Annotated in this window: 9 protein-coding genes and 1 pseudogene; 3 read left to right on the forward strand and 7 right to left on the reverse strand. The window is 70.7% G+C overall.

The window, feature by feature from the left end:
* Both ACLBYD_RS11645 and ACLBYD_RS11650 read left to right on the forward strand, forming a co-directional pair.
* Positions 1-542: pseudogene (locus ACLBYD_RS11645) on the forward strand (fumarate reductase/succinate dehydrogenase flavoprotein subunit); the annotation flags it as partial.
* 1 nt (position 543) lies between these two features.
* Positions 544-1,290 (forward strand): succinate dehydrogenase/fumarate reductase iron-sulfur subunit, encoded by a 747-nt coding sequence (locus tag ACLBYD_RS11650; RefSeq protein WP_016694390.1) that lies wholly within the window; start codon positions 544-546, stop codon positions 1,288-1,290.
* A 19-nt stretch (positions 1,291-1,309) separates the two neighbouring features.
* On the opposite strand, the gene ACLBYD_RS11655 is transcribed toward ACLBYD_RS11650, so the two are convergent.
* On the reverse strand, positions 1,310-2,305 hold the full coding sequence (locus ACLBYD_RS11655; protein WP_447816553.1) for an ABC transporter substrate-binding protein: 996 nt from the start codon (positions 2,303-2,305) through the stop codon (positions 1,310-1,312).
* A gap of 112 nt (positions 2,306-2,417) precedes the next feature.
* On the opposite strand from ACLBYD_RS11655, the gene ACLBYD_RS11660 reads away from it, so the two are divergent.
* The gene (locus tag ACLBYD_RS11660) at positions 2,418-4,022 is read left to right on the forward strand and encodes an MFS transporter (protein WP_447816665.1); all 1,605 of its coding nucleotides are present in this window, start codon (positions 2,418-2,420) and stop codon (positions 4,020-4,022) included.
* 36 nt (positions 4,023-4,058) lie between these two features.
* Here the strand turns inward: ACLBYD_RS11660 and ACLBYD_RS11665 are convergent, their stop codons facing one another.
* From ACLBYD_RS11665 to ACLBYD_RS11690, 6 genes are all read right to left on the reverse strand, one after another.
* Positions 4,059-5,216, reverse strand: coding sequence for a VWA domain-containing protein (locus ACLBYD_RS11665; protein ID WP_447816554.1), 1,158 nt, complete (start codon positions 5,214-5,216; stop codon positions 4,059-4,061).
* The gene (locus tag ACLBYD_RS11670; RefSeq protein WP_447816555.1) at positions 5,213-7,414 is read right to left on the reverse strand and encodes a DUF5682 family protein; all 2,202 of its coding nucleotides are present in this window, start codon (positions 7,412-7,414) and stop codon (positions 5,213-5,215) included. The genes ACLBYD_RS11665 and ACLBYD_RS11670 overlap by 4 nt, the downstream gene beginning before the upstream one ends.
* The gene (locus tag ACLBYD_RS11675; RefSeq protein ID WP_088898479.1) at positions 7,411-8,484 is read right to left on the reverse strand and encodes an ATP-binding protein; all 1,074 of its coding nucleotides are present in this window, start codon (positions 8,482-8,484) and stop codon (positions 7,411-7,413) included. Before ACLBYD_RS11675 ends, ACLBYD_RS11670 begins: the two co-directional genes overlap by 4 nt.
* A gap of 173 nt (positions 8,485-8,657) precedes the next feature.
* Complete coding sequence (locus ACLBYD_RS11680; RefSeq protein WP_447816556.1) at positions 8,658-10,073, reverse strand: DUF5691 domain-containing protein; 1,416 nt, start codon at positions 10,071-10,073, stop codon at positions 8,658-8,660.
* Positions 10,070-11,359, reverse strand: a complete 1,290-nt coding sequence (locus ACLBYD_RS11685) for an SWIM zinc finger family protein (RefSeq protein WP_447816557.1) — start codon at positions 11,357-11,359, stop codon at positions 10,070-10,072. Before ACLBYD_RS11685 ends, ACLBYD_RS11680 begins: the two co-directional genes overlap by 4 nt.
* A 42-nt stretch (positions 11,360-11,401) precedes the next feature.
* On the reverse strand, positions 11,402-12,028 hold the full coding sequence (locus ACLBYD_RS11690) for a TetR/AcrR family transcriptional regulator C-terminal domain-containing protein (RefSeq protein WP_277369759.1): 627 nt from the start codon (positions 12,026-12,028) through the stop codon (positions 11,402-11,404).

Consider the following 12,028-nt stretch of genomic DNA (forward strand, 5'->3'; position numbering starts at 1 on the left):
ACGCCGACATCGACGCCGCCGCCCGCGCGGCGCTCTCGCCCTTCGATCCGGCCGACGCCGATCGCGCCGAGAACCCGTACACCCTGCACACCGACCTGCAACAGGTCATGCAGGATCTCGTGGGCATCATCCGGCGCGCGGACGAGATCGAACGCGCCCTGCGCGAACTCGACACCCTGCGCACACGGATCCGCAACGTCGCGGTGGAGGGCCACCGCCAGTTCAACCCGGGCTGGCATCTCGCCCTGGACCTGCGGAACATGCTCCTCGTGTGCGAGTGCGTCGCGCGGGCCGCGTTGCAGCGCACCGAGAGCCGCGGGGGACATACCCGCGACGACCACCCGTCGATGGACCCCGAATGGCGTCGCACTCTGCTCGCCTGTCGCCTGGACGGCGGCGACCCGTTCGTCCCCGACATGACGGTCACCGCCGAACGGCAGCAACCGATGCGTCCCGACCTGCTGGAGCTGTTCGACATCGACGAACTCGGGAAGTACTACACCGACGAGGAACTCGCGGACCATCCCGGACGGAGGGGTTGAGATGGGATACCAGGCGGCGTTCAGGATCTGGCGGGGCGACGCCGACGGCGGGGAACTGCGGGACTACACCGTCGAGGTCAACGAAGGGGAGGTCGTCCTCGACATCCTGCACCGCCTGCAGGCCACCCAGGCACCGGATCTCGCCGTGCGCTGGAACTGCAAGGCGGGCAAGTGCGGATCGTGTTCGGCGGAAGTCGACGGTCGCCCGCGCCTGACGTGCATGACCCGCATGTCGCTGTTCGATCCCGACGCGACGATCACCGTGACCCCGATGCGCACCTTCCCGATCATCCGAGATCTCGTCACCGATGTCTCGTTCAACTACCGCAAGGCACGCGAGATACCGGCCTTCGCGCCGCCTCCGGATCTGGCGCCGGGGGAGTACCGGATGCAGCAGGTCGACGTGCAGCGCTCCCAGGAGTTCCGCAAGTGCATCGAATGCTATCTGTGCCAGAACGTCTGCCACGTGGTGCGCGACCACGAGGAGAACAAGGAGGCCTTCGCCGGTCCCCGCTATCTCATGCGCATCGCGGAACTCGAGATGCACCCGCTCGACGTCGCCGACCGGCGCGACGTCGCGCAGGACGAGCACGGCCTGGGTATGTGCAACATCACCAAGTGCTGCACCGAGGTGTGCCCGGAGAACATCCACATCACCGACAACGCGCTGATCCCGATGAAGGAACGCGTCGCCGGCCGTCGCTACGACCCGATCGTCTGGCTCGGCAACAAGCTGTTCCGGCGCTGAACCGGACGCAGGAACCGGCTCAGTTCACGCGTTCGGCGACCAGCGGAACCAGCTCGTCGAGCGCGAACGGCACCGACAGCACCGAGTTCGTCGAGAACGCTGCGGAGATGTCGGAATCGCTGTCGAGCACGAGGAACCGGCCGTCGCGCACCGCCGGGATCTGCTGGAAGACCGGATTGTCGGTCACCTCGGCGGCCGGCACGTAGATCGGCAGCACGATCAGCAGGTCGGAGTCGAGTATGTCCAGGTTCTCGTCGGAGACGGTGATGAAGAAATCGTCCGTCGCCGCGGCCTGCACCTGCGGATTGTTCACGAAGCCGAGCTCGGTCATGAAGTCGACGCGCGAGTCGCCGACGACGTAGGCGCCCCACCCCTCCGACGTGTAGGAGGCGACGGTGACGGTCTTGCCCGCGAACTCGGGATTGTCGGCGGCGGCCTGTTCGAAGTCCGCATCGATCTGCGACAGCAGTTCGGCGCCCTTGTCCGGGACACCGAGAGCCGCTGCCACGGTGGTCACCTGGTCGTCGAGCGACGTGAGATAGGCGTCGCTGCCTTCCGGGCCGGCGACGGTCGGGGCGATCCCCGACAGCGTCTCGTAGCGGGCCGGCTCACCGGAACTCTTGGTGTCGAGGATCAGATCGGGCTCCTGCGCCGCGAGCATCTCGAAGGACGGCTCGATCGTGCCGATGAGCTCCGGCGGCGAGTCGTACAGGCCCTGCGCCCACGGCCCCACGCCGTCGCCGCCGAAGGCGAGCCAGTCGCTCGCCGCCACCGGCTGAACGCCGAGTGCCAGTGCAGTTTCGGCGTCGCCCCAGCCCAGAGCCGCGACGCGTTCGGGGGCGGACTCGATGGTGACCTCCCCGAACTTCGTGTCGACCGTGACGGGGAAGGCGCCGTCGGCCGGTGCCGAACCGGAGTCGGACTCCGTGTCGGACGATCCGCACGCGGTCAGCGCGATCGCGGTGGCCGTGAACAGAGCGGCGGAACGGAGCAACGCAGCGGATCGGCGTGTCATGACGGGCCTCGAGTCTGTCGAACAACAAGTGAGGTGATCCTAACCCGGCGGGGTGACCGAAGGTGAAAACCCGCCGGAAACCGCGCAGGGCAGCCGCTCGAGCGCGCACTATGTGTCCGTGACCCCACCTGACGACGGTCGGCCGGCACGGGCGAAACCGGTGCTGGCCTCCTTGATCCTCGTCGCCGCCGTGGCGAACTTGAACCTCGCCGTCGCGAACGTGGCACTGCCCGACATCGGGAAGGCGTTCGACGCGAGCCAGACCCAGCTCAACCTCGTCGCAGTCGGCTATTCCGTCGGTCTCGCCGCGTCCGTGCTCTACCTCGGTGCCGTCGGCGACCGTTACGGACGCAAGACGATGCTGCTGCTCGGCATGGCGTTGTCGGTTCCCGCATCGGCGGTCGCCGGGTTCGCGCCGAGCACCGAGGTGCTGTTCGCGGCGCGGGTGCTCGGCGGTGTCTCCGCCGGTCTGGCGTTCCCCACCACCTTGGCCCTGATCACTGCACTGTGGTCGGGCGCAGCCCGCACGCGCGCGATCGCGTTGTGGTCGTCGATCGGTGGCGGCCTGACCGCGCTCGGCCCGCTCGTCGCCGGCACCCTGCTCGAACAGTTCTTCTGGGGTTCGGTCTTCCTGGTGACGATCCCGCTCGCGCTGATCGCTTTCGCCCTGACCTGGATGTTCGTGCCCAGCCACGTCAACGAGTCGACCGATCCGGTCGATCATCTCGGCGGTGTGGTCTCGATCGTGTTGGTCGGCTCGCTCGTCCTCGGCATCAACTTCGTGCCCGTCGACGGGATGGAGACCATCGCGGTGTCCGCTCTCGTGATCGCTCTCGTCGCGGTGATCCTCTTCGTCATGCGCCAGCTGCGCGCGGCGAATCCCCTGTTCGACCTGCGGGTCGCCCGGCGTCGCGTGTTCTGGGTCGCGGCCGTCGCGGGCATCATCGTGTTCGGCACCCTGATGGGCACGATGTACATCAGTCAGCAGTACCTGCAGAACGTGCTCGGCTACTCGACTCTCGCAGCTGGATCGGCGGCGCTGCCCGCCGCTTTCGTGATGGTGCTGGTGGCGCCGCAGTCGGCGAAACTCGTCGGGTCGCGCGGTTCCCGCTTCACGCTGCTGTCCGGTTACGTGGCGATCGTGGCCGGACTCGTCGTCGCACTGATGCTGTGGGACGAGGACGCGCACTACTGGGTGATCGCCCTCGGATACATGTGCCTCGGAGCCGGTGTCGGTCTCGCCGGTACCCCGGCCTCGCATTCGCTCACCGGCTCGGTGCCGGTCGCCCGTGCCGGGATGGCCTCCGGCACGGCCGATCTGCAACGCGATCTCGGCGGCGCGATCGTCCAGTCGATCCTCGGCGCACTTCTCACGGCCGGGTACTCGGCCTCGCTCGCTGCGACGATCGCGGCGAGTCCTCAGGCCACGGCCGTCGACGAGCAGACCGAGACCGCACTGGAGAAGTCGTTCGCGGGTGCCGTCGGGATCGCCGAGCACTATCCGCAGTACGCGCAGCAGATCATCGAGGCGGCCCGGTCGGCCTTCCTCGACGGCGACACCCGCGCCTACACGGCCGCGATCGCGATCGTGCTGGTGGGAGCAGCGTTGGTGGCCCTTGCGTTCCCCTCACGCTCGGCCGAGATCGCGCTGCTCGAGCGGTACGCCGAGGAGGACGGTGACGCCGCGGTCGACTCGTCAGAAAAACCGGCCCACTGAACCCGGATCCTCACGCGGTCCGGGTCGGTCCGGCGGTCAGACCGAGTGCGACCAGCGTCCGACGTCACCCCGCTCGAGCGCGACGGCGAGCAGTTCCGGGAAACGGTCGGGCGTGCACGCGAAGGCGGGAACTCCGAGTTCGGCGAGTGCCGCCGCGTTGTCGCGGTCGAAGGACGGTGCCCCGTCGTCGGACAGAGCCAGCAACACCACGACCTGCACACCCGCGGCGAGCATCTCCCGGATGCGCGAGAGCATCTCGGCGCGGATGCCGCCCTCGTACAGATCCGAGATGAGCACGAACAGCGAATCGGCCGGGCGCGTGATCAGCGACCTGCTGTAGGCGATCGCCCGATTGATGTCGGTGCCGCCGCCGAGCTGGGTGCCGAACAGCACGTCCACCGGGTCGGCGAGCTTGTCGGTCAGGTCCACCACCGCGGTGTCGAAGACGACCAACGAGGTGCGCAGTGCCCGCATCGACGCCAGGACCGCCGCGAACACCGACGCGTACACCACGCTCGACGCCATCGACCCGGACTGGTCCACCGCGAGCACCACGTCGCGTTTCACCGCCTGGGAGCGGCGCCCGTAGCCCACCAGCTTCTCGGGCACCACCGTGCGATGCTCCGGCAGGTAGTGGGCCAGGTTCGCGCGGATCGTGCGATCCCAGTCGATGTCGCGCAGCTTCGGATTCGACGTCCGCGACGACCGGTCGAGCGCACCCGTGACGGCGGCACGGGTGTGCTGCGCGATGCGAGCCTCGATCTCGCGCACGACCTTCTCGACGACCGTCCGTGCCGTCGCCTTGGTGGTCTCCGGCATCACGCGGTTCAGGCTCAGCAACGTGCCCACGAGGTGCACGTCCGGTTCGACGGCCTCGAGCATCTCGGGTTCGAGGAGCAGCCGGGTCAACCCGAGCCGATCCACCGCGTCGCGCTGCATCACCTGGACGACGGATGTCGGGAAGTAGGTGCGGATGTCGCCGAGCCAGCGCGCCACCCGGGGTGCGGACGCGCCGAGACCTGCGGTGCGCGGTGCGGTGCCGTCGCCGGGCGCGGTGTCGTACAGCGCGGCGAGCGCGGCGTCCATCGCGCTGTCGTCGGACGAGGACAGCGAGCCCGTCGAGTCCTCCGCGGCCTCGCCGAGTGCGAGCCGCCAGCGGCGCAGGCGTTCGGTGTCGCCGGATTCGGTTGTCATGCCGACACTCCCAGGATCGACGCAGTTGCGGTCAAAGCGATCCGGCCGCGGTCCACGGCGGGTGGTGCCTCCGTGCGGCGGGTGCGTTCGCCCCGCACCGTCTGCCCGAGCAGGCGTCGCTCACCGAAGGCGAACGACCCGAAGGTGCGCCGAAGGACGGGCAGGACGTCGACGAAATCGTCGTCGGTGAGACCGCTGATCCATTCGTCGACGAGATCGAACAGTGCGCTGTCGTGGACGAGCAGGAGCCCGCCCCCGCCGAGGAACCCGTCGATCCAGCGTGCCTTCGCGGGCGCGGGTGACCCCACCGACAACGCCCGCGCGACCCGCACGGCCGCGTCGTGTTCGCCGAGCCGGCCGGTGTCGCGCAGCATCCGGGTGGTGCGGCCGACGAGTAGACCGTCGACGTCGTCGCGCTCGCTCACCGACGTCAGCGTGTCGAGCCATCGAGCGGTCGCGCTCGGATCCTCGCGCAGCGCGAGAGCGAGGTGCACGTCGTCGATCGCGGTGCGCAGTGCATCGGCGGCGTCGTGGTCGAGGCCGGTGACCGCCGCCGGGAGACCGGCGCACACCCGCGCGAGCAGGGCGTCGCAGACGTGTTCCAGGGAGGACAGATCGGTGCCCCGCACATCGCCGTACCGGACGGTGCGCACGAGGGTCGGCAGTGCGCTCATCAGGTGCAGCACATCGTGATCGAGAGCGGCAGCCGCGTCGATCGCCGCCACCAGGGCCGGGATCGTGGTCCGCAGGTCGGCGAGCAACGCCCGTTCGAGCAGTTCGGTGAGGTCGGCGAGCGCGATCCCGGAACGAGCGGCACGGTCGGCCACCGTGGCGCCCGCTGCGGATTCCACCGTCGTGCCCCACCGCGACGCCTCGACGATCGCCACCGACAACTCGGGTTCCCACCGCAGCGTCCAGGTCTCGCGGAAGGTGCCGGTCGAGCGCACCTCGCTCTCCGTGGGCGTGCCCCAGTCGATCCCGAGCAGCGCCAGGCGGTGCAGCAGTCGCGACCGCGCGACGTCGATCTCGCGGCGCAGGTCCAGATCGAGGTTCTTCGCTTCGGCGGACCGCTTGAGACGCAACGACTTCGCATTCCGCTGCAGGTCGGTGTCGAGCGGGACGGTGGGGGTGTCCTCGGAGACCGAACCGAGGGCCTCGCCGACGACGAGTCGCCGCGTGACGAGGTCGAGCAGGACGTCGTCACCGTCGCACAGCACCGATCGGGTCGCCTCGACGACCTCGTCGAGTCCGGCCACCGCGCGACCGCGCAGCGCCGCGAGCGTGTCGGCGAGACGTGTCGCCTCGATGACGTGGGCGCTCGAGACGGGCAGATCCTCCTCGCGCAGGACACGGGCCACGCGGGTGAACCAGCGTGCGGTCGTATCCGCGGGCTGTGTGAACAGGTGGTGATACCAGCCGGGTGAGGTTATGCCGGCGCCGTAGCCCGACGACAGCGACAACCGGGAGTGGCTCCACGGCACCCACGTGAGAGTGGTCTTCACCTTGGGCATGCCCTTGAGCAGACGCGCGTCGGGCGCGGCCGGTCCGAGCCGGCCGGTCAGCGCGGGCGCGTGCATCGCCCCGCACACCACTGCGATCGCGCGGGCCCCGGCCTTGACCGTCGCCCGCAGCACCTGCCGCATGTGGGCCTCGCGTCGCGCGGTGTGGTCGTCGATCCCGACATCCTCGCGCAGCGCCCGCATCGCGTCGGTGATCTCGTCGAAGGCCTGTGCGGTGCCGTGCTCGACCACCGCGTCCCACCACTGCTCGAAATCGGCGTAGCCGCCGGCGCGGGCGAGCATGCCGAGCAGGTCGTCGGTCGCGCGGTCGCCGACCTCGCGTTCGGCGGCGAGCGACATCGTCGCCGGAAGGTCGCAGAACCGCACGTCGGCGTCGTGCAGGTACGCCCAGCGCAGGGCCTGCCACTCGGGGGAGAAGGCCGCGAACGGCCAGAACGACGCCCGCGCCGGTTCGTCGCGGACGTAGGCCAGCAATGCGACCGGGGGGACCATGTCGTCGGCCGCGGCGAGCGCGAGCACCGGATCGGCGTCCGACGGGCCCTCGATGAGGACGGTGTCGGGTTCGAACTCCGCGAGTGCCTGCAGGACCGCGCGCGCCGAACCCGGTCCGTGGTGCCGGATCCCGAAGACCCGGATCTCCGCGGGCCCGTCCGCGCGGTCGAAGAGAGCGTCGGTCACCCGGTGATCTCCCGGCACGCCCGGTAGAAGTCGGTCCAGTCGCCGCGTTCGCGGACGACGGCCTCGAGATATTCGTTCCAGACCACGCGATCGGAGACGGGGTCCTTGACGACCGACCCGAGGATTCCGGCCGCGACGTCGGAGGGACGCAGCACCCCGTCGCCGAAGTGCGCCGACAGCGCCAGGCCGCCCGTGACCACCGAGATCGCCTCGGCGGTGGACAGCGTGCCCGACGGGGACTTCAGCTTGGTCCGGCCGTCGGTGGTGACGCCGCTGCGCAGCTCGCGGAACACCGTGACGACGCGGCGGATCTCCTCCGCGGCCGCGGGCACGGCGGGCAGTTCGAGTGCGGCGCCGAGTTGTTCGACGCGGCGGGTGACGATCGAGACCTCGTCCTCCTCGCTCGCCGGCAACGGCAATACGACGGTGTTGAACCGTCGACGCAGCGCGGACGACAGGTCGTTGACCCCGCGGTCGCGGTCGTTGGCGGTGGCGATGACGTTGAACCCCTTCGTCGCCTGCACCTCGATGCCGAGTTCGGGGACGGGAAGCGTCTTCTCCGACAGGATGGTGATCAGTGCGTCCTGCACGTCGGCGGGGATGCGGGTGAGTTCCTCGATGCGTGCCACGGCGCCGTCGCGCATCGCGGTCATGACCGGGGAGGCGACCAGCGCGGCGGCGCTCGGGCCCTCGGCGAGCAGACGCGCGTAGTTCCAGCCGTAGCGCACCGACTCCTCGGTCGTCCCCGCGGTTCCCTGCACGAGCCGGGTCGACGAACCGCTGATCGCGGCGGCGAGATGCTCCGACACCCAGGTCTTCGCGGTGCCCGGCACGCCGAGCAGCAGCAGTGCCCGGTCGGTCGCCAGGGTCGCGACGGCGACCTCCATCAACCGGCGCGGACCGACGTACTTCGGGGTGATGACGGTGCCGTCGGACAGTTCGCCGCCGAGCAGGTAGGTCACGACGGCCCACGGCGACAGCTGCCACGACGGCGGGCGCGGCCGGTCGTCGAGTCGCGCGAGTGCTGCGAGTTCATCCGCGTACTGCTGTTCGGCGTGCGGGCGCAGCAGGTCGGTGCCGGACCCGGCGGTGTCGGATGCGCCGGACCCGGCGGTGTCGGATGCGGCGAACCCGGCGGTGTCGGATGCGCCGGATTCGTCGGGCCCATCGGTCTCGAACGTGCCGGTATCGGACGCCTCGGCCTCATCGGTGCCGACAACTGCGGGGGTCGACTCGAAGTCGGTCAACTCAGCTCCTCGTGGATCGTCTTGCGGAGGGTCAGGGTGTCGGCTGCGCTCGCGAACAGATGCAGGCGACCGAGATCGTCGGTGCGGTTCGCGGCGTCGGCCAGCAGGTCGGCCAGCTCGAAGGGTGCCCGGTGGGCGAGCAACGTCAGCACGTCGCGCACCACGCGGGTGGTCGTCAGCTTCGTGTACAGCGCGGTGAGCACCTTCTCGGCGACATCGCGCGGCCACGGCGCGGGGAGCGCGGCGAGCAGCGCGTCGTCGAGAACCGCGGACGGCGACGCGCCGCGCAGGTGCGCGAGCAGGATGTCGCAGGGCACGACCTGCGCGACCGCCGCGTCGACGGTGCCGTCGCGTCGCAACAACGCCGCGGCCCAGTCGCCGTCGCGCTGCCGGACCGCCGCGCGGCCCCACGCGTCCGTCAGTGCCGCGTCCGTCAGTGCCGTGCGGACGGTGTCGTCGACGTCGAACTCCGGTAGCACCGTGTCCCCGGCGTACCCGCGCCACACCGACAGCGGAGCTGCCGCGACGGCCGCCACGAACAGATCGCGGGCGGGATCGTCGGCGAGACCGTCGCGGAGTGCGCTCTCGTCGGGCCGGTCGGGGACAGCGAGGGTGACGGTCGTGTCGTCGACGAGCAGCCACTGCCGCACCCGCTCGGCCATGCGCCGCGCGAACGCGGAGTGCGGGAGGCGGGGGAGAAGGTCGAGTGCCACGGCACGGACCTTGCGGCTGCGGTCGTCGAGGGCGCGTTCGAGCAGGTCTTCGTCGTGCGGACCGAGACCGACCACGAGCAGGGCGACGAGCTCGGCGCGCTGGGCCGCGGTCTGCGCGCCCCACGACGCCGCGAGTGTCGCCGTCGCCACGGCCGGGTCGTGGGCGCGCAGGGCCTCGAACCATCGGCGTTGCCGGGCGGGCGGACCGGCGTGCCAGGGCGTGTCGTCGAGCGGGTCGGGCGGCAGCAGATCGGCCCATTCCGGGTTGCGCGCGGCCACCCAGCGCCCGCGGGCACCTGTGAGTGCGACGAGCCGGTCGCGGTGCACCGCGTCGGTCGTCGCGACGGTCAACAGGTCGACCACGATGTCGTGCGACGCGCGGAATCGGGCCGCCACCTCGAACCACTCGTCGAGCAGCGGGGAGCGGACGGCGAGCAGCGCGCGCAGGCGTTCGGCAGCCGCGCCGGGCAGGACGGGACGGTCGTCGTCCGGGGCCGGCGACGGCAGTTCGCGGACCACGGGCACGGTCGCGGCGGTGAGGAAGGACGTCTCCAGTGCAGCGGCGGCGAGCAGTGTCGCGGCGAGGTCTCCGGCGAGTTCGCCCGCAGCGTCGGCCGTGTGCAGCGCGTCGAACTCCGGCGCGGAGCGTGCCGTGCCGAGAAGTGCTGCGGTCGTAAGCGATTCGGGCAGGGCGGTCACCAGGTCATCACCTGTCCTTCGGTGAACAGTGAGACGGGAGCGAGAGCGGTTCCGTCCCAGTCGCCGCAGACCGTGACGGGACGGCCTCCCGCGACGGCGTGCAGCCGCCAGCGGCTGTCGTCGTCACCGGCCAGCGGCAGTGCCCGTCCGGACGGGTCGACGACGTACCAGCCGTCCTCGCTGTCGGTGGGAGTGACCGCGTCGAGCAGGACGGGCCAGGTGCGCAACCACGGATCTGCTCCGCGCATGCGGGCGTACTCGTCCAGCGCAGCGTCGAGTCCGGTGGCGGGCAGGGTCGTGAACGGCTCCGTCTCCCCGTGCTGTCGGCCGAGCACGGCTCGCAGTGGGGCCGCGCCGGGGTAGAAGTGCAGATCGGCGTCGACCAGCGAACCGGGGAAGGGGAGGGGCGTGGCGAAACGCGCTGTGCCGTGAGCGAAGTCGAGCAGGATCGCCCAGCGTCCGCTCGACCTCCCCCGAAGCCACGTCTTGCGGGCGAACATCCGGCTCTCCTCGGTGACACGCACGGCGAGGACCTGCCAGCGGTCGCGCACGGCCGGTTCGGCGCGGACTTCCTCGCTACGGGTGCTGAAACCGAGATGGGTCTGCAGCGAACGCAGGAGCGGCCTCGGCAGCTCGTCGCGCTGCCGGTACGCGACCGCCATCAGGTGCAGGCGCGCGTACTCGGCGAGCAGCCTGGCAGGCCAATCGGTTTCGTCGTTCACGACGGTGGCCAGAGCGCGCAGTGCCGACGCCGCGCCGGGAGCCTGGGCGTCGACCATGCGGGCGGCGATCGCCTCGTAGGTGTCGTAGCCGTGATCCACCGCCCCGAGGCCGTGCCGGATGCGGTCGGTCAGCCAGCGGTCGAGGTCGTCGAGTCCTGCCGCGACCCGCTCGGCGCGGCGCTGGGCGGTCGCCGGATCGGGCGCCTTGACCGGCTCGTCCGCCGGGGCGGGAAGTGTGGTGGACGCGATGCGGGCGGCGAGCCATCCGGTCACGAAGTCGGGCGCCTGCGCGGCCGGCACGGCACCCTCGGACCAGCGCACGAGCAGTGACAGGGCGTGCTTGCAGGGCAGCTTCCGGCTCGGGCACGTGCACGTGTAGGCGGGAGCGCTCGGGTCGATCGCCGTGCGGTACGGCGTGGTGCCGCGTCCGCGGCACAGTCCCCACAGGGCGGTGGTGTCGTGACCGGTCTCGAGCCATGCGGAGGCGACGCCGCGCGCAGCCGTCATCGAGGACGGATCGGGCGCGACGGCGTTGATCTGCTGGAGGGTCCAGGGGGCGGTCACGAGCGTCGAAGGTAGGAGACGGGTCCGACAGGAACGGCGGGATCAGGATGTCGCACGGGTCTCCAGACGTGCGCGGATGCCGTCGACGAACAACCGCAGACCGAATTCGAACCTGACGGCGGGGTCGCCGTCGAGCAGGTCGTCGTCGGCCTCGGCCGGCTGTTCGGTCGCGACATCGGGGGAGAGAGGTGCGCGCGTGAGCGCACCGAGTTCCTCGAGTTGCGCGCGGGACTGCTCGTCGACCGTATGGCCGAGCACGTAGTGCAGCAGCGCGTAGCCGGTGAGTTCGGCGTACGCCCGCGACAGGCCCGCGCGTTCCGCGGTGCCGACGAAGGCGTCGCGGGCCCGCGAGGTGGTCAGCCGGGAGGCGTAGCTCGAGGCGACGAGTTCGGCGCCGTCGCGGTGGGCGAGCAGTGCGGCGCGGAAACGGTGCGCGAGCTCTGAAAGGGCGTCGTCCCAGGCATCGCTCGCGGGCGGTTCGTCGACACCGTCCAGGATGCGGTCGGCCATGGCGCCGAGCAGGGTCTGCTTGTTCGGAAAGTGCCAGTACAACGCGCCGGGCTGGACGCCGAGCGACGACGCGAGCTTGCGCATCGTCAGGTCGCCGAGCCCGTACTCGTCGAGGATCGCCATGGCGCCGTCGAGGACGTCGCCGCGTCGCAACTGCAC

Source organism: Rhodococcus sp. C26F (assembly GCF_053345925.1).